The sequence below is a fragment of the Mycobacterium sp. ACS4054 genome (assembly GCF_001667275.1).
Classification (GTDB): domain Bacteria; phylum Actinomycetota; class Actinomycetes; order Mycobacteriales; family Mycobacteriaceae; genus Mycobacterium.
In genome coordinates this window covers 282559-306660 of sequence record NZ_LZHV01000041.1, presented here as the reverse complement: position 1 = coordinate 306660, position 24102 = coordinate 282559, and the positions used below count along the sequence as shown (strand labels likewise).

Sequence of the window (24102 nt, the reverse complement as noted above, 5' to 3'; positions counted from 1 at the left end):
CATGGGAATTGTCGGTGTGGGGATCGATGTCGTCTCCATCCCTGATTTCGCCGAACAGGTCGACCAGCCCGGAACCGTCTTCTCCGAGACGTTCACCCCGGGTGAGCGCCGCGACGCCTCGGACAAGAGTTCGTTCGCGGCGCGCCACCTGGCGGCCCGCTGGGCCGCGAAGGAGGCGGTGATCAAGGCCTGGTCGGGATCCCGGTTCGCGCAGCGACCCGTGCTGCCCGAGGACATCCACCGCGACATCGAGGTGGTCACCGACATGTGGGGGCGGCCGCGGGTGCGGCTGAGCGGCGACATCGCCAAGCATCTGGCCGACGTGACGATCCATGTGTCGCTGACCCACGAGGGGGACACCGCCGCCGCGGTGGCGATTTTGGAGACCACCGCCGACTAGCCTCGGACCCATGAGCGAGCTTGTCGAGCACGTCCGCGAGGTGTTGCCGTCGGTGCGCCGCGACCTCGAAGACCTGGTGCGCATCGAATCGGTGTGGGCCGACCCGGCCCGGCGCGACGAAGTGCACCGCAGCGCGCGGGCGGTGTCGGAGCTGTTGTCACAGGCCGGTTTTAATGACGTGCGAATCGTCAGCGAGGGCGGCGCGCCCGCGGTCATCGCGCGCCATCCGGCACCCCCGGGCGCTCCGACCGTGCTGCTGTATGCCCACCACGACGTCCAGCCCGAGGGCGACGCCGGCCAGTGGGCGTCGCCGCCGTTCGAGCCCACCGAACGCGACGGGCGGCTCTACGGCCGCGGCAGCGCCGACGACAAGGCCGGCATCGCAACGCATTTGGCCGCATTCCGGGCGCACGGCGGCCAACCCCCGGTCGGCGTGACCGTCTTCGTCGAGGGCGAGGAGGAATCCGGCTCGCCGTCGTTGGGCCGGCTGCTGGCCGCTCACCGCGAGGCGCTCGCTGCCGACGTGATCGTCATCGCCGACTCCGACAACTGGAGCACCGACGTTCCGGCGCTGACGGTTTCGCTGCGGGGCCTGGTCGACTGCGTGGTCGAGGTCGCCACGCTCGACCACGGGCTGCACTCCGGCATCTGGGGCGGCGTGGTGCCCGACGCCTTGACCGTCCTGGTGCGCCTGCTCGCCAGCCTGCACGACGACGACGGCAACGTGGCCGTGGCCGGCCTGCACGAAAGCACCGCCGCCCCGGTGGATTACCCGCCCGAGCGGGTGCGCGCCGACTCCGGACTGCTGGACGGGGTGGCCGAGATCGGCTCGGGTCCGGCGCCGCAGCGGCTGTGGGCCAAGCCGGCGATCACCGTGATCGGTGTCGACATCACGCCCGTCGAGAAGGCGTCTAACACGCTCATCCCGCGGGCCCGCGCCAAGATCAGTATGCGGGTCGCGCCGGGCGGCGACGCCGCGGCGCATCTGGACGCGTTGACGTCGCACCTGCACGAGCACGTGCCGTGGGGCGCGCGCCTGACCGTCACCCGCGGTGACATCGGCGAGCCGTACGCCATCGACGCCAGCGGCCCGGTGTACGACGCCGCGCGCGCGGCTTTCCGGCAGGCGTGGGGTACCGATGCGATCGACATGGGGATGGGCGGCTCCATCCCGTTCATCGCCGAGTTCGCCGAGGCCTTCCCGCAAGCCAAGATCCTGGTCACCGGCGTCGAGGACCCAAACACCCAGGCGCACAGCATCAACGAGAGCCTGGACCTCGGCGTGCTGGAACGCGCCGCGATCGCCGAGGCCCTGCTGCTGGCCAACCTGGGCTGACGGGTGCCCTTGCGTACCAATAGGTTACGGCCGCTGAGAGACGGCGTTGTTGTTTCCCGTCTTCTCGATCCTCGGTGAGCCCGAGTGGAAGGTCACCGCGTTGTCGTCGCCCAAGACGCTGATGGTGTCGGCGCTGTCGGACGCGACGCGATTCCCGCTGCCGAAGACCTCGAGCCTCTTGCAGTGGCCGGTGACCGTGTAGGTGTTGTTGTCGCCGTCGAGCTTCAGGTTTCCGTTGTTGCAGTCGATCTTGTCCCTCGCGCCGCTGTTGATCATCACGAGGTTTCCCTGCACGGTGGTGCCGGAGTGGCTCAAGAAGAACCCGATCGCGAACACCGCCACGACCGAGCACGCTCCCAAGATCACCTTGCCCCGCGGCGTGTTCAGTGACTTCACGAAATCCGCGAACGTGCGTAGGCCGCCGGGCTGCCCGTCGTTAACCGTGCCGAACGGCTGTGGCGTGGACCCGTTGCCCTGGCCGGCGCGTTGCTCGAGGTTGCGAATGTATTGCTCGGGGTCGTCCGCGTCCACGGCTAGATGATCCGCTTCTCGCGGTGTGCAGCGCAATGGTCTGCTGGCAAGGGCGGCATCAACCCGTCACGGCCAGGGGAAGCCGGGCGCCGGCGGCGGAACCTGGGACGGATCGGCTTCCGCGAAGTGATACACCGGGCCCGACGGGCCGTTCTCAACGGTGACGGCGAACCAGTGGCACACGCTCAGGTCGAATCCCGGGGGTATCGGAACCGTGTATCCCCACCTCTGGCCGGGGCAGTAGTGCCAATACGACGGGCCGGCCCCGGCGGGCGCGGCCAAACCCATACCGGCCACCGCCACGCCGCCGGAAAGCAGCGCGGCCGCAATGACCCGCCGCAAAGAGCGAGGTGCGTTCATCTGATGGTCCTTTCGTTGCTGATTGTGCCGCACGCCAAAGCGCACCACTAGCGAAATTCTCGGTGTTCGCTCGCGCTACCGATCTCAACTTCGTTGACGTGCACACCGGTGCAGAAGTTGCCGAAGCTCCGTAGTTGGCGCAGAGTACGCGCAGCGGGGGCGGCAGAAGGGAGCACTGATGAAGTCGCAAATCGCTGGGGCCTCCGCACTGTTGGTGTCGTACATCGACGCGGCAGGCGTTCTGCAGATGGTGACCAATCAGCCGTCGCCGTGGTCGATCTCGTTTACCAGTAAGGACACCAGTCCCGCGGCGGTGCTCACCGTTGCCGCGAACCCGACCGGCCAGAAGACGACCTGCACGATCACGGTCAATGGGACGGTGAAGGACACCAAGTCGACGACGGGCACGAGTGAAGCCGGCCTGGCGCAATGCGCCGCGTAACCGACAGCCGGCTCAGACTGACAGGTCGCGGCGCAGCTTGGCGACGTGGCCGGTGGCCTTCACGTTGTATTGAGCGACGGCGATCTTGCCCTTCTCGTCGACCACGAACGTCGAGCGGATGACGCCCTGCACGGTCTTGCCGTACATCTGCTTTTCGCCGTAGGCGCCCCAGGCCGTCAACACCTTGCGGTCGGGATCCGACAGCAGCGGGAACGTCAGCTTCTCGGCGTCGCGGAACTTGGCCAGCTTCTCGGGCTTGTCGGGGGAGATGCCGATGACGTCGAGGCCGGCGTCACTGAGTTCGTGCAGGTTGTCGCGGAAGTCGCAGGCCTGCTTGGTGCAGCCCGGCGTCGAGGCGGCGGGGTAGAAGTACACGATGACGCGACGGCCCTTGTAGTCGGACAGCGACACCGCGTTGCCGTCGGCGTCGGGCAGGCTGAAGGAGGGCGCTTTGTCACCAGGCGCAAGCCGCGCGGTCTCGGCCAATTCTGGGCCCCTTTCTGTTCACCGGAGCGTTGGGGTTATCGCCAGCTGATCTAGGGTAGTGCCTCAGGTGCATCAGGCCGATTGGGAGGACAGACACGTGGCGGACCGGGACCCCGAGGCCATCAAGCGCGACATCGACGTCGCTCGCGACCAGCTGGCGGCGACCGTCGACTCGCTGGCCGTGCGGGCCAACCCGCGCCGCCTGGCCGACGACCTGAAGGTCAAGGTGGTCGAGTTCGTCAAGAAGCCCGCGGTGACGGTCTCGCTGGCCGGGGTCGGTGTCCTGGTGGTCGTGGTCGTGGTGCACCGGGTGCGCAACCGCTGACCCCTCAGGTCATGCCGGCGCCCGTGCCGCTCTGAACGTGCACCGGGAGGTCGTCGGCCCAGGGCTGCGTCGTGACCATGTCCTCGACCTCGACGTAGCCGCGTTCGAATTCGCCGGTCGCCGCGTCCACCAGCCGGTACTCCTGTCGCTGGAGGTGGATGGGCTGCGCGTCCAGGATCACCACCCGGACGTCGCCGGGCTGGAAGTCGCACCGCTGCTGTAGCGCCTCGATGAGGCATTCGTTGTGCATGTGCCCGTCGCCGAAGTTCCAGCCCAGCACCATCGAGCACAGCACCTCGCCCTCGCACAGGTTGTAGTCGTCCTCGTCGTAGCCGGCCAGCGCGCGGTGCACGAGGGTGAACAGCGCGCGGCCGTGCGTGTTCATCCCGCGGAACGCCATGGCCAGGTGCAGCGGAACCAGGGTCTCTTCCTTGGAGCCGTAGAGCCGCTCGAGCTGCAGGTGTTGCATCGGCCCCAGCGCGCGCGAGCCGGTGCGGAACTTGTCGTCGACCGAGGGCTTGACGCACCACACGGTGGTGTCCCAGTTGCCCGCGTAGTACCGCATGCCCGGCAGGAAGGACACCTTGCGGGGGTAGAGGTTTCCGACGACGACGACGCCGGCGATGACGACGAACAGGATCGCCACCGGCACCGGGTTGGCCAGGTCGGACAGCCCGAGGGATGCGTGCGCGACGAACAGCGAGAGCACGCCGAAGATCATGAAGACGTTCCACTCCAGGGGCACCCCCATCGGGAAGGCCAGCAGGATGTTCAGGTGGAAGACGATCATCACGAACGCGGCGATGGCCGTCGGCCAGCCGCCGTGCGAGAAGAGCAGCGCCAGCGGCACCAGGCCTTCCACTGCAGTGGAGAAGTGCGCGATGAATCCCGCCAGCGCACTGGGCCGCAGGTCGTCCGGATAGCGCTTGAACATCGACCGCTTGAGCGCCCCCGAGGGGATGAACGGGTTGTTCGCCAGCATCGTCGAGATCACGAACGGGAAGTGCCGGTTGAGTTTTGAGGTGGCCGCCCCGAGCCAGATCACCATGAAGACGACCTTGGCCCCGATGATGGAGTCCGCCCCGGCGAACAGGAAAACCAAAGCCAGCGGCGCGTAGACCTCGCCGCGGGCGGCCAGGAAAATCACCTTGTCCCGCAGGCCGAGGACGGCCAGCACGGCCAGGATCGCGACGGTGTGCCAGGGCGCCAAGACGCCAATGTTCGTGTGCAGGGCCGGGATTGGTCCGGTCCCGTCGGACACCAGTGCGGTGGTGAGCAGCACCAGCAGCGCGCCGTAAAGCATCGCGTCGATCGGGCTTCTCACGCTGCCCTTGGTCAGCGGCACCCGGTCGGGCCACGGCGGCAAGCGGATGGTGCCGGGCCGCAACCAGTACAGGATGGAGCCCATTGGCGGGAAGTAGCGGCCGGCCAGCGGACCGAAGCAGCAACCGAGGCCGATCACCTCGAACAGCATCGTGTACAGCACGGCCTTCTCGAACACGATCGGTTCCGACCACCACGCGGCGACGCCCGTGAAGCTGCCGATGCCGGTCGTGCACCACCCGAACACCCAGCCGCCGAGGATGTAGAGCGCGATCTTCACGCCATACATCACGTGCATGATCAGCGGGGTGCCGAAGCCGTTCTCGGCGATGTGGCGCACCATCGGCACGATCCGCTGCGCGCGGGTCTGCTTGCTCCATTCGGCCACGTCGACGACGGGCAGATTCGGCTGGATGAACCCCATTGCAGCTCCTTCGACGCGGCTCGTTTCCAGGGGCACTCGCTGTGAAGGAGAAGCTACCGGCAGGATCAGTCGCGCGGCGGGCAAATCACGCCGAAAAAGTCGGGTGAACACAACTCCGCGGCTGATTTTGGCTAGACACTGGCATGACTGATTGCGAATCATTCGCTCGCTGTTTAGGGACTTTCGGCACTTGTGGGCTTGAGCATTCGCACTTTAGCTGAGCAAAGACTCGGCGGATATCAGCCACCGCCTGGTTCTCCCCATACAGGTAGTGATTCGAAGGAGATTTCGATGTCTGACGTCGTCGAACCAGTTGGCGAAACCCTATGCGATGAGGACCTTAAAAGCGAGAAGCAGCTCGGCCGTCGTCGATCAATACGTACCGCCGCCGCTGCCGTTACCGGTGCCGCCATCGCCGCAGGTGCGGCGTCAATACTTGGTGCCGCCGCTCCGTCGGCGCAGGCGGCCAACCAGTCCGACGGTATCGCGACGTCGACCGTGATCGCGCCCGAAGGGATCGACCTGACAGACGGAGATCTGACTTCAGGTACCGAGGCGGGACCCGTAACACCAACTGATTTGACGGATATGAAAGGTAACGCATGTCCGGTCGGTGGCGACGAATGGAAGGGCGTTTATGCCGACGGGCAATGTAGAAAGAAGGATAATTACCCGTGGCAGTAGTCGGCCTGAAATCTAAGATGTCTTAGTCAGATATCACCTCCCAAGACAGGCCAAGGTAATTTTGATAGAATATAGTTTAGAGACTCTCCTTAGTCCGCTTGGTCTGGCTCGATTTTTTGGGGAATATTGGGAGAAACGACCCTATCTCGGCGTCAGAAATTCACCAAGTTTCTATTCAGGGCTTTTCTCTGTTGCGGACATGGACTCTGCTCTTCAGCTGACATGTATCCATTCATCTGGAGACGACGTAGCACTCGTGAAAGCGCATGATGCTGAATCATCCACTCGATCTGTACCACGCGCCTGGGATGGAACGCCCGACATCTACGCGCTATACGATGCCTACAATTCCGGGTACACAATAATCATCAACAGACTCCAGGCGCGTTGGGGGACCATCGCGATCTTATCCAGGAGACTGGAGGAGTCGCTGCGACATCCGGTAAACGTGAATTTGTACTTTACCCCTAGGCATTCCCAAGGTTTCAGTCCTCATTTCGACGACCATGATGTTTTCATTTTGCAGTTAGCGGGCGAAAAGCGTTGGCGACTTTATGATTTCCAATCGGACGCGCTTCCCCTCGCGGCGGCTGACCGACCGGTCTTGAAAGACGAGATCGGTCCGCCCCGAGATGAGCACCTCTTAAGCCCGGGAGACGTCCTGTACATTCCACGTGGACATATTCATGAGGCGTTGAGCACAAACGGCTCGTCGTTGCACCTGACCGTGGGCGTCAATGTTTTTCGTTGGGTCGACTTGCTCCAAGAAGCGCTCCGCGTCGCCGCCGACGAGAATGTGCGCCTTCGTGAGGCGGTGCCGTCAAGTCTTCTGCAACAGAGTTCGCCGACAAGTGACGCCATGGACCCTCTCCGCGAGTTGCTTAACACGCTGCCGTGGGACTCCTACGGTTCGACCGCAGTCGGTCGGCTAACACAACGCATGCACGAGGGACGATCTCCGGCTCCGGATGGCCATTTTCTCTCCCTTGATCGGATTCATGAGATCGACTCGGCAACGGTGTTTTTGCGGCGGTCTGGTATGACTTGCTCTGTGTCTGTAACAGATGGGCAAGCAAGCATCCAATTCCCTGGGAATAAGGTCTCAGGCCCCGTTGCCATTGAACCGGCCTTGAATGTGATCGCAAAGACGGAACGGTTCTCCGCGCAAGAATTGCCGGGATCTCTCACTGAGGAGGCCAAGTTGGTATTGGTTCGCCGGCTTGTTCGCGAGGGGCTCCTTTCGATCGCAGAGCCCGATTCACAGGTCTAACCGCAATGCGTAGTCAAAGTTGGCGGTGTTGTTAAGGGTCCCGTTCGCGCATTCGGTTTTTGGCTAAAGAGGAAGGGTGTTGATGATACTGGTGAGTGGTGTGCTGGCTTCGGTCGGAGAGGTACCCGGTGTAATGCGACTGTGGGGATTTAGCCGTGTCCGGCTCATCACCAGAGGCTCTTAAGGGCGAGGAGCGGTACGCGATATCAGCTGCGACACGATCGACCACATATGCAAGTTGGTTTGCTGCGTGCACAGGCTCCGGCAGCGTGGAGGCGTTGTCGCGGCCATTTCGATCCACTCCGAATTCCTGGCGGCAGTCGAACAACACGATTCAAATGGCAGTTGCCGCTCGAGCTGCGGTAGTGGGTTTGTGCGCCGTCAGGGTTTCGAACCCCGGACCCGCTGATTAAGAGTCAGCTGCTCTACCAACTGAGCTAACGGCGCTTTCGACGGCCTAGACCGCGTACGCGACAATAACAGGCGTCCTGCCGCGAAGTGAAATCACGGATCCCCTCCTGCGTAGACGTCAGGGTGGGCGGTAGCGCGCACCCGGGCGCTCCAGTGATTTCGAGCGCCGGAAGTGACTGCGGCGCAACGTCTCTCAGAAGAGTGTCCCGCAGTACGGCGCGCGATCCGTGCGGAAGGCGGCATCCAGGTCCCGGATCGCACCCGGGCGCTCTTCGGTGATCCGGCCGGCTCGCAGGAGCTCGGATGAGGGGTGCGCGCCCAGGTAGATGGTGGCCAGGTCGGCCAGGCCGATCTTGACGTCGGTGGGCCCGTCGTGCGGGGTGCATTTCCCCACGCCGTCGCGGGCCTGCAGGAGAAACCGGCCGCCGGCCAGGTCGAGGGGGTCGGTGACCTCAAACGCGAGCTCGATATCCGCGGCGTACGCGCGGGTGCCCAGCACCTCGGGCACGTCGTTGATGCGCACCCAGAGGAAATCGCTGACGCCGGTGGTTTCGGCGGCCCGCAGGTCGGTGAGCTTGAGAGGCAACGGGTCGTCGACGGGCACGTCGATCTCGACGGTGTTGAACATCTCCAGGACCAACAACGTCTGCAGTAATTCGGTGTGGGCCTCGTCGGTGATGGGGCAGAAGTCTTCGACCACCACGGTGCCCAGCGGCGGCCGGTAGCCGTGATCCGCCTCACCGACGACGCGGTAGGTCAGGAAGCCGTCCGGGTGGATCGTGTAGTTCAGCGCGGTCCCGTTGCCTCGCTGCGTCGGCAGGTCCTGCAGGTGATCCGCCCACCACGCCTCGTCGCGGGCGACCGCGCCATTCGTTGTGGCACACCATCGTTCGTAGATTTCCGGCAGGTGGCTTTTCGCCTCCGCGGCGGTGATCTCCCGAGCGCGGATTTTTTTCGGTGGCGTTCGCAGCTTGGCGAAGCGGCGGTCGATCGAGTAGCTGCGCAGGTAACTGCCCACGCCGGCGCCGAAGCCGTCGTACATCGCGGTCTGGGTCGGCACGCCGAAGACGATCGGATAGCCCCGCTCGATCAGGATGCCCAGCCCCTCGGCGCTGAGCTGTCCCCACACGCCCTTGCCCTGATGCGTGGACGCGACGGCGATCATCGTCAGCCACGCGGCTCGCAGGGTGGCGCCGCCCGGCACCGTCAGCTGCGTGGGATAGATGATCGACGTGCCCACCAGGAACGGCTGCCCCGGATCGGAGACGTCCTCGGCCACCAGAATGTCATCGACGTCGACGCGGCGTTTCCACGCCTCGATGCCACGTGGGTCGACCGGATCGCCGAACGTGCGGGCCTGATTTTCGTAAACGGCGGCCAGGTCGTCTTCGGTTGGATGTCGCATGCTGATGGCGTCGTTTGTCGAGTTCATCACGCATCCAATCCGCTTATAGCCCAGCCAAACCGGCGCTCCGTAGAGCGAATGCCGTACTGAGGGTGCCCCTTTGAACCCGATACCCGAGCGGTGGATAACCAAACATGGCCGCCGTCCGACGGATATGGGTCAGGTCGTGTCGTTCGGGTATAGGGATACGCCGGGGGATTCCTACCGGAAAGGACCGAGGATGCTGCAAGCGATCACCCGACTTGCCATCGCCGCGCCGCGCCGCATCATCGCGGTTGCGGTCTTGGTCCTGGTGGGAGCGGCGATCTTCGGTCTCCCGGTGATCAAGAGCTTGTCCGGCGGCGGCTTTCAGGACCCGACTTCGGAGTCCTCCCGGGCGTCCGGAGTCCTTCGCGACAAGTTCAACCAAACGGATCAGCAAATGCTGATCGTGGTGAGCGCCCCCGCCGGCGCCCAAAGCGATCAGGCGCGGCGGGTCGGCTTGGACATCGTCGACCACCTGCGCCGATCGCCGTGGGTGTTGGACGTGTCCTCGGCGTGGACGTCGTCGCCGCAGGCCGCAGCCCAACTGATGAGCAAGGACCAAAAATCCGGGATGGTGGTGGCGGGCCTGAAGGGCGGGGAGAACGACGCCCAGAAATACGCCAGCCGGCTCACCGACCAACTGGTGCACGACCGCGACGGTGTCACCGTGCGCGCAGGGGGCATGGCGGTGGCGTACGCCCAGATCAACGACCAGAACGAGCGCGACCTGCTCTTGATGGAATCCATCGCGATCCCGCTCAGCTTCGCGGTGCTGGTCTGGGTGCTGGGCGGCGTGGTCGCGGCCGCGCTGCCGATCGTGCTGGGCACCCTCGCCATCGTCTGCACCATGTCGGTGCTGCGGCTGATCAGCTTCGCGACCGACGTGTCGACCTACGCGCTGGACCTGAGCATCGCGATGGGACTTGCCCTGGCGATCGACTACAACCTGCTGATCATCAGCCGTTTCCGTGAGGAGCTGGCGCGCAGCGGCGACCGGGAGCGGGCGCTGATAAGGACCATGGCCACCGCCGGCCGGACGGTGTTGTTCTCGGCCACCACCGTCGGGTTGTCGATGGCCGTGATGGCGGTCTTCCCGATGTACTTCCTCAAGTCGTCGGCCTACACGATCGTGGTCACCGCGATCATCGTCGCGGTTGCGGCGGTGGTGGTCACCCCGGCGGCGATCGCGCTGCTGGGTCCCCGGCTGGACTCGCTGGACGGCCGCCGGGTGCTGCACCGCATCCTGCACGGGCAGCGGTCGTTCCGCGACCACGCGCACAAACCGCTCGAGGAGCAGTTCTGGTACCGGTCGACCCGGTACGTGGTGCGCCACGCCATGCCGGTCGGCCTGAGCGTCGTCGCGCTGCTGCTGTTGCTGGGGGTGCCGTTCCTGGGCGTGAAGTGGGGGTTCCCCGACGAGCGCGTGCTGCCGCGGTCGGCGTCGGCGCGCCAGGTCGCCGACATGTTGGACAACGACTTCGCCAACGGGTTCGGCAACGGGGTCACCGTCGTCGTGCCCGACGCCCGCGGCGTGGGAGCCGCCGCCCTGGATCACTACGCCGCCGAGCTGTCCCGGGTGTCCGACGTGTCCGCGGTCACCGCGCCGACCGGGACGTTCGTCGCCGGGAGCCGGGTCGGCCCGCCCGCCGGACCCACCGGCGCCGCCAACGGCAGCGCGTTCCTCACCGTGGCCAGCCGCGCACCGCTCTACTCGGCCGCCTCGAACACCCAGCTCGACCGATTGCACCAGGTCGCGGGGCCCGCGGGGCGGGCGGTCGAGATGACCGGGTTGGCGCAGATCAACCGCGACAGCGTCGGCGCGATCACCAAGCGGCTGCCCGTGGTGTTCGGGCTGATCGCCCTGATCACCTTCGCGCTGCTGTTCTTGCTGACCGGCAGCGCCGTGCTGCCCCTGCAGGCGCTGACGTGCAACCTGCTGTCGCTGACGGCCGCGTTCGGGGCGATGGTGTGGATCTTCCAGGACGGCAACCTGGGCGCGCTGGGGACCACCCCCAACGGGACGTTGAACGCCAACATCCCGGTGTTGTTGTTCTGCATCGCCTTCGGTCTGGCCATGGACTACGAGGTGTTTCTGGTCTCGCGGATCCACGAATACTGGCTGGCGTCGCAGGCGATTCAGGAGACGCCGCCGACGCCGGCCGAGGCGCGTGCCGCCACGGACGAGAGCACGGCCCTGGGCATCGCCGGCATCGGCCGGGTGGTGACCACCGCGGCGGTGGTGATGTCCATTTCGTTCGCCGCGTTGATTCCCGCGCAAGTGTCGTTCATGCGGATGCTCGGCGTCGGGCTGACCCTGGCCGTGCTGGCCGACGCCACGCTGGTGCGGATGGTCCTGGTGCCCGCGTTCCTTCACCTGCTCGGCCGGTGGACGTGGTGGGCGCCCAAACCGCTGCAGAGGCTGCGGGAACGGTCCGAGACGGGTGAAGACGCGGCCGCGGCGGTGGGGCGGCGGCGCTGGGCCGACGACGCGCCCGAGCCGCGGCCCTCGATCCGGAGGTGGCCCGCCAAAGCCGCGACCTACCGTGGCTAGCCCGCTCTTTCGTTGCAGCGCAACGGTATTCGAGGCCGGCGGAGAAGCCTGATGGCCAACACGGAAATCGCCGTTGTGCTCGGTTTGAGTTCCGCGCTGTGCGTCGCGCTCGGTGACGTGCTGCAGCAACGGGCGGCGCATTGCATCGAGGACACGTCGATCGGCCACGTCGAATTGTTCGCCAACCTGCTGCGCAGCCCGCGTTGGTGGTGGGGCGCGCTGCTGCTCGCGGCGAGCGTCGGGTTGCAGGCGGCCGCGCTGGGCCAGGGTTCGGTGCTGCTGGTGCAGGCGCTGCTCATGTTCTCGCTGCTGTTCGCGCTGCCGATCAACGCCCGGTTGTTCCATCGCAGGGTGAGCGCGGCCGAGTGGATGTGGGCCGGCCTGCTGACGGCCGCCGTCACGGTGATCGTCGTCGTCGGCAATCCGCGGGCCGGTCAGGTGTCCGCGCCGCTTCGGACCTGGGCCGTGGTCGCCGTCGTGCTGGGGCCGCTGCTGGTCGCGTGCCTCGTGGCCGGCCGGATTTGGGGTGGCTCCGCGGCGGCGGCGCTGTTCGCCCTCGTCTCCGGTTCGCTCTGGGGAATCTTCGCGGTGCTCGTCAAGGCCGTCGTCGCCCGGCTCGGAGATGGCGGCTGGGCGGTGATCCGAACCCCGGAGCTCTACGCCGCGATCCTGGTGATCGTGGGCGGCGTGGTGTGGAGCCAGTCGGCGTTCCGGGCGGGCCCGTTGACCGCGTCAATGCCCACGCTGGAGGTGTCGCAGCCGGTCGTCGGGGCGGTGCTGGGGGTGGTGGTGCTCGACGAGACGCTGGACGCCGGCCCGGCCGGGCTGATCGCCCTGGCCGTGGCGCCGCTGGTGATGGCGGCGGCCATCGTCAAACTCGCGCGCGTCGAGGCCCTCACGACCCGGGAGCGGGTCGAAGCGGAACTGAGCGACAGGGTCGGCCAACCGGCCTGAGCGCGCCGGCGCGTGACACCTGATCACGCACCTGTCAAGGTCGGCATGCGAACACACAAAACGCATTACAATGCATGGACTGTTTCTGGTCAGCGGTGACCAACTGGATCAAATTCGTGGAAGGTCACTCGATGACGCCTTTGCGCAGACGACGATCGTGGCTGGCTGCCGCGATCGCTTCGGTTGCTGTGTTCGGCGTTGCGTGCGGTGGCAACCACACCGCGGCGCCGGCGAAAGTGATCTTCGACAAGGGCACCCCCTTCGCCGACCTGCTGGTGCCGAAGCTCACCGCCTCGGTGACCGACGGCGCCGTCGGCGTCACCGTCGATGCGCCGGTGACCGTCAGCGTCGCCGACGGCGTCCTCGCGTCGGTCACCATGGTCAACGAGAACGGCAAGTCGATCGGCGGCCAGCTGAGCCCCGACGGGCTGCGCTGGTCCACCACGGACCAACTGGGCTACAACCGGCGTTACACCCTGAGCGTCAAGGCGCTGGGCATGGGCGGCGCGGCGAGCCGGCAGATGACCTTCCAGACCAGCTCACCCGCCCACCTGACCATGCCCTACGTCGCCCCCGGCGACGGCGAGGTCGTCGGCGTCGGCGAGCCGGTGGCGATCCGGTTCGACGAGAACATCGCGGACCGCGCCGCGGCGCAGAAGGCCATCAAGATCACCACCAACCCGCCGGTCGAAGGCGCGTTCTACTGGCTCAACAATCGCGAAGTGCGTTGGCGCCCAGAGCATTTCTGGAAGTCGGGCACGGCCATCGACGTGGCGGTCAACACCTACGGTGTCGACCTGGGTGACGGAATGTTCGGCGAGGACAACGTCAAGACCCACTTCACCATTGGCGACGAGGTCATTTCCACCGCCGACGACACCACCAAGACCGTGACCGTGCGCGTCAACGGCGAAGTGGTCAAGACGATGCCGACGTCGATGGGCAAGGACAGCACGCCGACCGCCAACGGCTTCTACATCATCGGTGGGCGGTTCAAGCACATCATCATGGACTCGTCCACGTACGGCGTTCCGGTCAACTCGCCCAACGGATATCGCACCGAGGTCGACTGGGCCACCCAGATGTCCTACAGCGGCGTCTTCGTGCACTCCGCACCCTGGTCGGTCGGCGCCCAGGGGCACACCAACACCAGCCACGGCTGCCTGAACGTGAGCCCCAGCAACGCCGAGTGGTTCTACGACCACAGCAAGAGCGGCGACATCGTCGAGGTCATCAACACCGTGGGGTCGACGCTGCCGGGCACCGAGGGGCTGGGCGACTGGAACGTCCCCTGGCCGCAGTGGAAAGCGGGCAACGCCAACACCTGAGGCGTCAGCCGACCTTCTGCCAGACCCCGCAGTTTCTGGTCATGAATGCCCGGTCGGTCGGCAGGATCTGCACCGCCTGAGGGCCGTCGTTGACGTTGTTGTCGATGACGTCGTTGGTGTTCAGGCTGCGCAGCCTGGCCCAATAACAACCGCTCTTGCCGGCGCTGCGGTAGGTGCCCGGTTCGATGTCGGTGCCGACGATGAACGTGCCGTCCGACTCGATGGTCGTTTTCGGCCCGGGCGGGGGTGGCGGGGTTACGGTCACCGTCACCGTCTTGGTCTCCGCGGGCAGGGTCGAGGTGACGGTGGCCGCCGGGTGGCTGGCCCCGCCGCAGCCCGCGAGCAGCACTGCGCAGCCCGCGGTGGCCGCCCGGATCCGATGGTTGCTCGGCACGGCCCGCTGTCCCTTCCGCTCACGGGTGCAAACGCGTGGGTCGTCGAGGACCCGAGCGGGCGGGAAGGCAACGCCTCCCAGCCGATTGGGGTGGCTGACGGGGCTCGAACCCGCGACATCCAGGATCACAACCTGGTGCTCTACCAGCTGAACTACAGCCACCATTGCCGCCAACGAGCGGCGACGTCGATACTAACCGGTCGGTGGCTCCGGGGCCGAATCGATTGATCCCGATGCGCCTTCGCCGCCGCCCAGATCGGCGACCACCGCCTCGATCTCGCTGGTAGACGGTCCCGGCGGCGCCACGAACGCCGTGCGGCGGTAAAACCGCAGCTCGTTGATGGATTCGTGGATGTCGGCCAGCGCCCGGTGGGCGAGCCCCTTGACCGGCTGGCCGAAGTAGATTCGCGGATACCAGCGCCGGCAGAGTTCCTTGATCGAGCTGACGTCGATCATGCGGTAGTGCAGGAACGAGTCCAGCGCGGGCATGTCGCGGGCGATGAAGGCGCGATCGGTGGCAATGGAATTGCCCGCCAGCGGCGCCGTCTTCGGTTGCTTGACGTGCTGGCCCACGTAATCGAGCACCATCGCCTCGGCGGTCGCCAGGTCGACGGTGGACGCCCTCACCTCGTCGATCAGCCCTGAACGCGAATGCATTTCGGAGACGACGTCGATCATCGACGACAGCGCCGCGTCGTCGGCGTGGATCACGACGTCGACACCGTCGCCCAGAATGTTCAGATCGGCGTCGGTGACCAGGGCCGCGATCTCGATCAACTTGTCCGAGCCGAGATCCAGCCCGGTCATCTCGCAGTCGATCCACACCAACTCGTCACGCACAGCGCTCACACTAAGCCCCCGCGGCGCTCACGCCGCCCGTCACCCCCGCCGGAGAAGTAGTGTGAGCGGTGCCGGACTGCATGCCGAACCACTCGAAGGGCCGCAGCACGATGAGCACCGAATCGGCGGAGACACCCGCGCGCCGGATCGCCAACGGCTACGCCGTCGACGGGCGGGCGCTCGAATTGGGCACGGTGGTCGTCGACGGGGTGGCCGACCCGACCGCGCAGATCCGCATCCCGCTGGCCACGATCAACCGGCACGGCCTGGTGGCCGGCGCGACCGGGACCGGGAAGACCAAAACGCTGCAGCTGATCGCCGAACAACTCAGCGCCGCCGGTGTCGCGGTGCTGATGGCCGACGTCAAGGGTGACCTGTCCGGTCTGGCCCGGCCGGGGGAGGCCAACGACAAGACCGCCGCGCGCGCCAAAGACACCGGCGACGCTTGGGCGCCGACCGGGTTCCCGGTCGAGTTCCTGTCGCTGGGCACCGGCGGAGTGGGCGTGCCGGTGCGCGCGACGGTTGCCAGCTTCGGCCCGGTTCTGCTGTCGAAAGTGTTGGGGCTCAACGCCACTCAGGAATCGACGCTGGGGCTGATCTTCCATTGGGCGCAGCAGGCCAACCGCCCGCTGGTCACCCTGGACGATCTGCGCGCAGTCATCAGCCACCTGGCCAGCGACGCGGGCAAGGCCGACCTGAAAGACCTAGGCGGCGTTTCGTCGACGACGGCCGGGGTCATCCTGCGGGCGCTGGTGAACCTCGCCGCCGAGGGCGGCGACACCTTCTTCGGTGAGCCCAAGCTCGATCCCCAGGATCTGCTGCGCGTCGACGCCCAGGGGAACGGCATCGTTTCGCTGCTCGAGTTCAGCGGTCAGTCGTTGCGCCCGGTGATCTTCTCCACGTTCTTGATGTGGGTGCTCGCCGACCTGTTCGCGGTGCTGCCGGAGGTCGGCGACGTCGACAAGCCGAAGCTGGTGTTCTTCTTCGACGAGGCGCACCTGTTGTTCGCCGATGCGTCGAAGGCCTTCCTCGAGCAAGTCGAGCAGACCGTCAAGCTGATCCGCTCCAAGGGTGTCGGGGTGTTCTTCTGCACCCAGCTGCCCACGGACCTGCCCAACGACGTGCTGTCCCAGCTGGGCGCCCGAATTCAGCACGCGTTGCGGGCATTCACGCCCGACGATCAGCAGGCGTTGAGCAAGACCGTGCGGACATATCCGAAAACCGATGTCTACGACCTGGAGTCGGCGCTGACGTCCCTTGGTATCGGCGAGGCCGTCGTCACGGTGCTCTCCGAGAAGGGCGCTCCCACGCCCGTGGCGTGGACCCGCATGCGGGTGCCGCGCTCGTTGATGGCCTCGATCGGCACCGACGAGATCACGAAGGCGGCGAAAGCCAGTCCACTGCAAGCGAAATACGGCCAGACGGCCCAACGACCGGCGCCGCCGCCCGACGTCGGTGCCCAGCCCGCGCCGCAGCCACCGGCGCGGTCCGACTACCCGCCGGTCCCGTCGAACGAGCCGCCCCCGCCGATGCCGCAACCGGCGGAACCCAAGGGGCCCGCCTTGTGGGAGGACGTGCTCAGCAACCCAACCGTGAAGAGCGGGATCAATACCGCCATCCGGGAAGCGGTTAAAGGAATCTTCGGCACCGGCCGGCGCGGCCGGAAATAGCTAGCCGCCGCCGAGCTTCTTATAGAAGCTGCCGACGATCGGCGCGACGATGGCGCGCGGCGCGTACCCACTGGCCACCGACATCGCCTTCGACGTCAAACCCGGAACGACGCGCATCTTGTTGCGCTCCAACGCATCCAGTGACAGCTGGGCGGTGTGCTCGGTGGAGATCCACAAGAAGTCCGGCACCAGCCGCTCGACCAGCGAGCGTTCGGCGTCATCGGGCAGGTCGGTGCGCACGGGACCGGGCGCGAGCAGCGTGACGTGCACCCCCGAGTTGCGCAGCTCGCCGCGCAGCGATTCGCTGAAGGTGTTCGCGAACGCCTTGGTGGCCGCATACGTTGCGTTATAGGGAATCGGCGAATTGCCCGCCGCCGAACCGGAAATCAGGATGCCGCCGGCCCGGCGCTCGACCATGCCGGCCAACACCGCCAGCGTAAGGTCGTGCACGCCCAGCACATTCAGCTGCAGTTGGGCTTTTTCGCCCGCCGGGTCCAGCGTGGCAACCGGACCGAACGTGGCGGTGCCCGCGTTGGCGCACAGGATCGAGATGGGCCGGGCCGCCAGCTCGTCGCACAGTTTCGCCCGTTCCGTCGGGTCGGCCAAATCGGCGGGCCGCACGTCGACCGCGACGCGGTACTTATCGGTCAGGCGGGCGGCCAGCTGGTTGAGCAGGTCTTCGCGTCGCGCGGTGACGATCAGGCTGTGTCCGCGCGCGGCCAGTTCGGTGGCCAGCGCTTCGCCGATATTCTGCGAAGCCCCGGTGACGACGGCGCGCGCCTCTGGGCTGGGAGCTGGGATCGGCATAGGGCAATCGTAGACAGCGGGCGCAGCGACGCTGGGCGCGGCGGGTCGGCTGCCGAACGCATGCCGCGCGTGGTGTGGGAGAACACATAGAGTGCCGGGCATGGCCCAGCCGTCCTCGCGTTCGCTCACGCCCGTGCCATCGCGCGTGGTGGCGTGGGCGCTGTGGGATTGCGGCTCCACCGGCCTCAACGCGATCGTGGCCACCTTCGTCTTCGCCGTGTATCTGACCAGCAGCGTGGGAGTGGGCATCTCTGGCGGCACCACCCCGGCGAGTTGGTTGGGGCGCGCCGCTGCCATCGCCGGGCTGACCGTCGCCCTGCTGGCGCCGGCCGTGGGCGTCTGGGTGGAGTCGCCACGCCGCAGGCGGGTGGCCCTTGGCGTGCTCACCGCGCTGGCCGTTGCGCTGACATGCGGGATGTTCTTCATCCATAACCGGCCCGGCTACCTGTGGGCGGGGCTGGTGTTGATGGGGGCGACGGCGGCCTGTAGCGACCTGGCCAGCGTCCCGTATAACGCTATGCTGCGCCAACTTTCGACGCCGCAGACTGCGGGCCGGATCTCCGGCCTGGGCTGGGCGGCCGGCTACGTCGGCAGCGTCCTGCTCCTGCTCGTGGTCTACACCGGGTTCATCTCCGGGAAGGGCTCCGGTCCGGATGCCACCCGCGGGCTATTGCACGTGTCCCTGCACGACGGCCTCTACGTCCGCGAGGCGATGCTGGTCGCGGCGGCATGGCTGGCCATCTTCGCGCTGCCCCTGCTGTTCGTCGCGCACCGGCTGCCCGATTCGACGGAGGTGCACGAGCCGACGAGCATGCTCGGCGGCTACCGCAAGCTGGTCACGGAGGTCGCCGCCGAGTGGCGGCGCGACCGCAACCTGGTGTACTTCCTGTTCGCCAGCGCGCTGTTCCGCGACGGGCTGGCTGCGATCTTCGCCTTCGGCGCTGTCCTGGGGGTCAACGTGTACGGCATCTCGCAGGGCGACGTCCTCATCTTCGGGGTGGTGGCCAGCGTGGTGGCGGCGGTGGGCGCGGTCGCGGGCGGGTTCGTCGATCACCGAATCGGGTCGAAGCCCGTCATCGTCGGGTCGCTGGCCGCGATCGTCGCCCTGGGGCTGACCTTGATGCTGCTGTCCGGCTCGGTGGCCTTCTGGATCTGCGGGCTGCTGCTGTGCATGTTCATCGGGCCGTCGCAGTCGTCCTCACGCGCCCTATTGCTGCAGATGGCCAAGCACGGCAGGGAAGGGGTCGCGTTCGGCCTGTACACGATGACCGGACGCGCGGTCGCGTTCCTCGCGCCGTGGCTGTTCTCCGTGTTCGTGGACGTATTCGGCGCCGTGCGCGCCGGGCTGGCCGGCATCTGCCTGGTGCTGACCGCCGGGCTGCTGGCGATGCTGGCGGTCCGGGTTCCGGCGCGCGGCGCGCTGGCGGCCGAACCTTCCTAGGGCGCTCAGCCCCTGCTGTCGCAGATCGTCAGCCCCACGCCCACTCGCTTGCTCATCTGGACGCCGTCGATGGTGACCGAGCAGGTGACGTTGTGGCCGATGTTGACGATCGTCACGTTGGCCGGGTGCACCGCGGACTTGGACAGGCTGACCTCTTTGGTCCACGGCAGCGCGACGTTGAATTCGGTCTGGATGACGTCACCGCTGTCGACGTACATGATGCTGATCGCGCGGCCGTCACCGGCGACGCTGTAGACGATGTCCTGCATGGCGGCCGGCCCGGTGGACTCAGTGGGCGTGCCGGCGCTCGGCGGCACCGGAGCCGGCAGGCGCGGCGACGACGTGCGCGGCGACGGGCTCGGCATCGTGGTGGTCGTCTCCGGCATGGCGGGCAGCGGCGGAACGGCGGTCTGAGTTTTGATCGCGTCGTTGACCAGCACCAGGGCTGTGACCAAGGCGACCACCAACAGCACCGCCGCGGCGGCGACGATCCACAGCCAGCGCGGCGGGTGCTTCGGGCCTCCAGGGGGTGCGGAACCCGTGCCCGGCGACGGCAAGTCACCCGACGGGGGGAGGTCCTGTTGCCAATACGTCGGCAGCTGCCTGGTCGTGTTGGCGTCGTTCGGGTTCGGCGCCCAGGGCGGAGCCTGCCCGCCGTAGGCCTGGGAGTAGGGCGCCTGCTCGGCGTACGCCGGATCGGTGGGCGGCGGGTACCACGGGCCCTGCGCCGGCAACGAGCGACTGAACCGGTCGGTGGGACGTGAATCGTTCATGTCCACCTCATGGATTGCAGAGTACCTGCGCCGGGCGTCCGAACGGCGAATCACCTCACCGGCGCCGGCTCAGGGGCACCGGTTGCCGGCGGCCAGGGCGGCGACCGTCATCGCCCGCATGACCGCGCGGGACCGCGCCGTGCGGGCCGGCTTTCCGCGCCCGTTGTCCGGGGATTTCATGCTGTACGGCGTCGAATTGAGCAGCCCGAACACCGCGTGGGCGGTAAGCCGGGCGTCGGCCTCGGCCAGGTCGGGGTTGAGCTCGCGCAGCACCCCGACCCACACCTCCACGTACTGGCGTTGCGCTTTGCGTACCTGCTTCTCGGCCGCCTCGGGGAGGTGCGCGAGGTCGCGGTCCTGGATGCGGATCAGGTCCGGTTCGCCCAGCGCGAAGTCGAGGTGGAAGTCGATCAGGCCGTCCAGCGCCGCCGCCGCGTCACCGTTGCGGGCCCGCACCTCCCGGGCCCCGGCGAGCAACCGCGCGCTGATGCCCACCAGCAACTCGACCAGCAGCGACTCCTTATTGGGGAAGTGCCGGTAGATCGCCGGACCGCTGACGCCGGCGGCCGCGCCGATGTCTTCGAGCCGCACGGCGAGGAAACCGCGCTCGGCGAACAGTCGCTCGGCCGCCGACAACAGCTGCAGGCGCCGGTCGGATTTCAACTGGCTGCGGCGATTTGGGGCATCGGCGCCGTAAGAGGTGGACGTTGTCATCACCACCCCCGTCCAGTTGGTTAATCGTCACTAACTTAGCAGATTATTGGCCGGTTAACCTGCTGTGATGAGCGAAGTCGTCGTCCCTGGACCGGCGGCACCGACGATGGTATTGTCTGCCGTGAGTTAATGAGCATTAACTCAAAAGCCCGCCCCGACGGCAAGGAGGCTGCTGCGGCGATGGATAAGGTGGTGGGGACAGCCGCCGAGGCGGTCGCCGACATAACCGACGGGTCGTCCCTGGCGGTCGGGGGATTCGGGTTCTGCGGCATCCCCGAGGCGCTGATCACGGCGTTGGTCGACACCGGCGCCCGTGATCTCGAGACGGTGTCCAACAATTGCGGCGGCTACGGCGTCGGACTGGAAGCGCTGTTGCACCACAAGCGAATTCGCCGGGCCGTCGCCTCGTATTTCGGTGACAACAAGGAATTCGCCCGCCAGTTCCTCGCCGGTGAACTCGAAGTGGAGCTCACCCCGCAGGGCACGCTGGCCGAGCGGTTGCGCGCCGGTGGCGCGGGCATCCCGGCGTTCTACACGCCCGCGGGCGTCGGCACCCCGGTAGCCGACGGCGGCCTGCCGTGGCGCTACGACGCCTCCGGCGGGGTGGCGCTGATGTCACCGCCCAAGGAGACGCGCGAGTTCGACGGCGTGACCTACGTTTTGGAGCGCGCGATCCGCACCGACTTCGCGCTGGTGCACGCCTGGAAGGGCGACCGGCACGGCAACCTGGTCTACCGCGCGGCCGCCGCCAACTTCAATCCCGATTGCGCCACGGCCGGCAGGATCACCATCGCGGAGGTCGAACACCTCGTCGAGCCGGGTGAGATCGACCCCGCCGCGGTGCACACGCCCGGCGTCTTCGTGCACCGGGTGGTGCACGTGCCCGATCCGGAAAAGCCGATCGAGAAGGTGACGGTGCGGTGAGTGCGCCGACGACGATGCAGAACGAAGTGATGAGGAGGAGTGGCGCCGAGTGAGCTGGAGCAAGGAGGGCCTCGCCGCGCGGGTGGCAGCCGAATTCGAGGACGGCCAATACGTCAACCTCGGCATCGGCATGCCCACCCTCGTCCCGAACCACATCCCGGCCGGTGTAACCGTCGTCGTGCATTCGGAGAACGGAATCCTCGGCGTGGGGCCGTATCCCCGGCCCGAGGACGTCGACGCCGATCTGATCAACGCGGGCAAGGAGACGGTCACCACGCTGCCGGGTGCGGCCTTCTTCGGTTCCTCCACCTCGTTCGGCATCATCCGCGGGGGACACCTCGACATCGCGGTGCTCGGGGCGATGCAGGTTTCGGCCGCGGGCGACCTCGCCAACTGGGTGATCCCGGGAAAGATGGTGAAGGGCATGGGCGGCGCCATGGACCTGGTCCACGGCGCCCGCAAGGTGATCGCGATGATGGAGCACACCGCGCGCGACGGCAGCCCGAAAATCGTTGCGCGATGCACCCTTCCGCTGACCGGCGTGGGATGCGTCGACCGCATCATCACCGACTTGGCCGTCATCGACGTCCGCGACGACGGTCTGCACCTGGTCGAGACCGCCCCCGGCGTCTCGGCCGACGAGGTGCTCGACAAGACCGAACCGCCGCTTGTGCTGGCGAGGACCGGGAGGCATTCGTGAGTTCATCCGTGATGACCGCGCCATCGTTCGCCGACGAGCATCGCCGGCTGGTCGCCGAGTTGAACGACAAGCTGGCGGCCGCGGCATTGGGCGGCAACGAGCGCGCCCGCGAACGCCACGTCAGCCGCGGCAAGCTGCTGCCGCGGGAGCGGGTGGATCGACTGCTCGACCCGGGCACCCCGTTCCTGGAGCTCGCCGCCCTGGCCGCCAACGGCATGTACGACGACGAGTCCCCCGGGGCCGGAATCATCACCGGGATCGGCCGGGTGTCCGGACGCGAGTGCGTGATCGTCGCCAACGACGCCACCGTCAAGGGCGGCACCTACTACCCGATGACCGTCAAAAAGCACTTGCGCGCACAGGAAGTCGCGCTGCAGAACCGGTTGCCCTGCATCTATCTGGTGGACTCCGGCGGCGCCTTCCTACCGCGCCAGGACGAGGTGTTCCCCGACCGCGAGCACTTCGGCCGCATCTTCTACAACCAGGCGACCATGAGCGCCCAGGAGATACCCCAGGTCGCCGCCGTCCTCGGCTCGTGCACGGCGGGCGGCGCCTACGTGCCGGCCATGAGCGACGAGGCCGTCATCGTGCGCGAGCAGGGCACGATCTTTCTCGGCGGGCCGCCGCTGGTGAAGGCCGCCACCGGCGAGATCGTCTCGGCCGAAGACCTCGGCGGCGGCGACCTGCACTCGCGGGTCTCCGGCGTCACCGATCACCTCGCCGACGACGACGAGCACGCGCTGCGGATCGTGCGCGCCATCGCGGGCACCTTCGGGCCGCGCGAATCCAGCCAATGGGACATCCAGCCCACCGTCGAGCCCAAATTCGCCCAGAGCGAGCTCTACGACGTGGTGCCGCCGGATCCGCGAGTGCCCTACGACGTGCACGAGGTCGTCGTGCGGTTGGTGGACGGCGGTGAGTTCAGCGAGTTCAAGGCCAATTACGGCAAGACGCTGATGACGGCCTTCGCCCGCATTCACGGCCATCCGGTCGGGATCGTCGCCAACAACGGCGTCCTGTTCAGCGAATCCGCCTTGAAGGGCGCACATTTCATCGAGCTGTGCGACAAACGCAAGATCCCGCTGCTGTTCCTGCAGAACATCGCGGGGTTCATGGTCGGCCGCGACTACGAGGCCGGCGGCATCGCCAAGCACGGCGCCAAGATGGTGACCGCCGTGGCCTGCGCCCGGGTGCCCAAGCTCACCGTCGTGATCGGCGGCTCCTACGGCGCGGGCAACTATTCGATGTGCGGACGCGCGTATTCACCGCGCTTCCTGTGGATGTGGCCCAACGCGCGCATCTCGGTGATGGGCGGCGAGCAGGCCGCGTCGGTGCTGGCGACGGTGCGCGGTGAGCAGCTCGCCGCGGCCGGGACGCCCTGGCCGCCCGACGAGGAAGAGGCGTTCAAGGCGCCGATTCGCGCGCAATACGAGGACCAGGGCAACCCTTACTACTCGACCGCGCGCCTATGGGACGACGGCATCATCGATCCGGCCGACACCAGAACGGTTGTGGGGCTGGCACTTTCGGTATGTGCCCACGCCCCGTTGGAACCGGTGTCCTACGGCGTCTTCCGGATGTGATG

24 protein-coding genes and 2 tRNA genes are annotated in these 24102 nt (G+C 67.0%); 14 read left to right on the top strand and 12 right to left on the bottom strand.

Features of this window, described 5'->3' with window-relative positions; translation table 11 throughout:
- Position 1 precedes the first annotated feature (1 nt).
- Together A5730_RS10285 and A5730_RS10280 are read left to right on the top strand one after the other, a co-directional pair.
- A complete protein-coding gene (locus A5730_RS10285) occupies positions 2 to 400 on the top strand; it encodes a holo-ACP synthase (RefSeq protein WP_067899090.1) in 399 nt (132 codons plus the stop codon).
- A 10-nt stretch (positions 401 to 410) separates the two neighbouring features.
- Positions 411 to 1736: a dipeptidase gene (locus A5730_RS10280; RefSeq protein WP_067899087.1), complete on the top strand. Its 1326-nt coding sequence runs from the start codon at positions 411 to 413 to the stop codon at positions 1734 to 1736.
- Positions 1737 to 1760: 24 nt separating this feature from the next.
- On the opposite strand, the gene A5730_RS10275 is transcribed toward A5730_RS10280, so the two are convergent.
- Both A5730_RS10275 and A5730_RS10270 read right to left on the bottom strand, forming a co-directional pair.
- Positions 1761 to 2267 carry a DUF3060 domain-containing protein gene (locus A5730_RS10275; protein ID WP_067899084.1) on the bottom strand — a complete coding sequence of 169 codons (507 nt, stop codon included), beginning with the start codon at positions 2265 to 2267 and terminating at the stop codon, positions 1761 to 1763.
- 66 nt (positions 2268 to 2333) lie between these two features.
- Positions 2334 to 2627, bottom strand: coding sequence for a hypothetical protein (locus A5730_RS10270; protein WP_156745754.1), 294 nt, complete (start codon positions 2625 to 2627; stop codon positions 2334 to 2336).
- A 178-nt stretch (positions 2628 to 2805) separates the two neighbouring features.
- Between A5730_RS10270 and A5730_RS24250 the strand changes: the two genes are divergently transcribed.
- The gene (locus A5730_RS24250; RefSeq protein ID WP_082946789.1) at positions 2806 to 3069 is read left to right on the top strand and encodes an MmpS family transport accessory protein; all 264 of its coding nucleotides are present in this window, start codon (positions 2806 to 2808) and stop codon (positions 3067 to 3069) included.
- Between the two features lie 12 nt (positions 3070 to 3081).
- On the opposite strand, the gene bcp is transcribed toward A5730_RS24250, so the two are convergent.
- Entirely contained in the window at positions 3082 to 3555 is a 474-nt protein-coding gene (gene bcp / locus A5730_RS10265; protein WP_067899079.1) for a thioredoxin-dependent thiol peroxidase, read from the bottom strand.
- 97 nt (positions 3556 to 3652) lie between these two features.
- Between bcp and A5730_RS10260 the strand changes: the two genes are divergently transcribed.
- Positions 3653 to 3880, top strand: a complete 228-nt coding sequence (locus tag A5730_RS10260) for a DUF3618 domain-containing protein (RefSeq protein WP_067819696.1) — start codon at positions 3653 to 3655, stop codon at positions 3878 to 3880.
- Between the two features lie 4 nt (positions 3881 to 3884).
- Here A5730_RS10260 and A5730_RS10255 read toward each other — a convergent pair whose 3' ends face one another.
- A complete protein-coding gene (locus A5730_RS10255; RefSeq protein WP_067899075.1) occupies positions 3885 to 5627 on the bottom strand; it encodes a DUF3556 domain-containing protein in 1743 nt (580 codons plus the stop codon).
- 291 nt (positions 5628 to 5918) lie between these two features.
- Here A5730_RS10255 and A5730_RS24675 point away from each other — a divergent pair, with 291 nt between their 5' ends.
- Together A5730_RS24675 and A5730_RS24245 are read left to right on the top strand one after the other, a co-directional pair.
- Positions 5919 to 6311, top strand: coding sequence for a hypothetical protein (locus A5730_RS24675; RefSeq protein WP_156745753.1), 393 nt, complete (start codon positions 5919 to 5921; stop codon positions 6309 to 6311).
- 256 nt (positions 6312 to 6567) lie between these two features.
- Entirely contained in the window at positions 6568 to 7581 is a 1014-nt protein-coding gene (locus A5730_RS24245) for a cupin domain-containing protein (RefSeq protein WP_369829869.1), read from the top strand.
- Between the two features lie 374 nt (positions 7582 to 7955).
- Here A5730_RS24245 and A5730_RS10250 read toward each other — a convergent pair.
- Together A5730_RS10250 and A5730_RS10245 are read right to left on the bottom strand one after the other, a co-directional pair.
- Positions 7956 to 8028, bottom strand: a tRNA-Lys gene (locus tag A5730_RS10250).
- A 157-nt stretch (positions 8029 to 8185) separates the two neighbouring features.
- Entirely contained in the window at positions 8186 to 9424 is a 1239-nt protein-coding gene (locus A5730_RS10245) for a GNAT family N-acetyltransferase (RefSeq protein ID WP_067899071.1), read from the bottom strand.
- A gap of 193 nt (positions 9425 to 9617) precedes the next feature.
- Between A5730_RS10245 and A5730_RS10240 the strand changes: the two genes are divergently transcribed.
- The 3 genes from A5730_RS10240 (at position 9618) to A5730_RS10230 (ending at position 14254) form a co-directional block, all read left to right on the top strand.
- Positions 9618 to 11972, top strand: a complete 2355-nt coding sequence (locus A5730_RS10240) for an MMPL family transporter (protein ID WP_067899069.1) — start codon at positions 9618 to 9620, stop codon at positions 11970 to 11972.
- 51 nt (positions 11973 to 12023) lie between these two features.
- On the top strand, positions 12024 to 12926 hold the full coding sequence (locus A5730_RS10235) for a DMT family transporter (RefSeq protein ID WP_067899066.1): 903 nt from the start codon (positions 12024 to 12026) through the stop codon (positions 12924 to 12926).
- Positions 12927 to 13057: 131 nt separating this feature from the next.
- Positions 13058 to 14254, top strand: coding sequence for an Ig-like domain-containing protein (locus A5730_RS10230; protein WP_082459959.1), 1197 nt, complete (start codon positions 13058 to 13060; stop codon positions 14252 to 14254).
- Positions 14255 to 14258: 4 nt separating this feature from the next.
- Here the strand turns inward: A5730_RS10230 and A5730_RS10225 are convergent, their stop codons facing one another.
- From A5730_RS10225 to orn, 3 genes are all read right to left on the bottom strand, one after another.
- Positions 14259 to 14648 (bottom strand): hypothetical protein, encoded by a 390-nt coding sequence (locus A5730_RS10225; RefSeq protein WP_156745752.1) that lies wholly within the window; start codon positions 14646 to 14648, stop codon positions 14259 to 14261.
- 86 nt (positions 14649 to 14734) lie between these two features.
- Positions 14735 to 14810 (bottom strand) — tRNA-His (locus A5730_RS10220).
- Positions 14811 to 14840: 30 nt separating this feature from the next.
- Entirely contained in the window at positions 14841 to 15488 is a 648-nt protein-coding gene (gene orn, locus A5730_RS10215; RefSeq protein ID WP_067899061.1) for an oligoribonuclease, read from the bottom strand.
- Positions 15489 to 15598: 110 nt separating this feature from the next.
- Here orn and A5730_RS10210 point away from each other — a divergent pair, with 110 nt between their 5' ends.
- Positions 15599 to 17158: a helicase HerA-like domain-containing protein gene (locus tag A5730_RS10210; protein WP_067899631.1), complete on the top strand. Its 1560-nt coding sequence runs from the start codon at positions 15599 to 15601 to the stop codon at positions 17156 to 17158.
- On the opposite strand, the gene cmrA is transcribed toward A5730_RS10210, so the two are convergent.
- Entirely contained in the window at positions 17159 to 17965 is an 807-nt protein-coding gene (gene cmrA, locus A5730_RS10205) for a mycolate reductase (RefSeq protein WP_067899059.1), read from the bottom strand.
- Positions 17966 to 18065: 100 nt separating this feature from the next.
- Between cmrA and A5730_RS10200 the strand changes: the two genes are divergently transcribed.
- Complete coding sequence (locus A5730_RS10200; protein ID WP_067899625.1) at positions 18066 to 19406, top strand: MFS transporter; 1341 nt, start codon at positions 18066 to 18068, stop codon at positions 19404 to 19406.
- Positions 19407 to 19411: 5 nt separating this feature from the next.
- Here A5730_RS10200 and A5730_RS10195 read toward each other — a convergent pair whose 3' ends face one another.
- Both A5730_RS10195 and A5730_RS10190 read right to left on the bottom strand, forming a co-directional pair.
- Entirely contained in the window at positions 19412 to 20185 is a 774-nt protein-coding gene (locus A5730_RS10195) for an MmpS family transport accessory protein (protein WP_231994659.1), read from the bottom strand.
- A gap of 63 nt (positions 20186 to 20248) precedes the next feature.
- Complete coding sequence (locus A5730_RS10190; RefSeq protein WP_067899623.1) at positions 20249 to 20893, bottom strand: TetR/AcrR family transcriptional regulator; 645 nt, start codon at positions 20891 to 20893, stop codon at positions 20249 to 20251.
- A 180-nt stretch (positions 20894 to 21073) separates the two neighbouring features.
- Between A5730_RS10190 and A5730_RS10185 the strand changes: the two genes are divergently transcribed.
- From A5730_RS10185 to A5730_RS10175, 3 genes are read left to right on the top strand one after another with little or no spacing between them, the layout of a single operon-like run.
- Positions 21074 to 21817 (top strand): CoA transferase subunit A, encoded by a 744-nt coding sequence (locus tag A5730_RS10185; RefSeq protein WP_067899056.1) that lies wholly within the window; start codon positions 21074 to 21076, stop codon positions 21815 to 21817.
- Between the two features lie 49 nt (positions 21818 to 21866).
- Positions 21867 to 22517, top strand: a complete 651-nt coding sequence (locus A5730_RS10180; RefSeq protein WP_067899054.1) for a 3-oxoacid CoA-transferase subunit B — start codon at positions 21867 to 21869, stop codon at positions 22515 to 22517.
- An 11-nt stretch (positions 22518 to 22528) separates the two neighbouring features.
- A complete protein-coding gene (locus A5730_RS10175) occupies positions 22529 to 24100 on the top strand; it encodes a carboxyl transferase domain-containing protein (protein ID WP_067899052.1) in 1572 nt (523 codons plus the stop codon).
- Positions 24101 to 24102 lie beyond the last annotated feature (2 nt).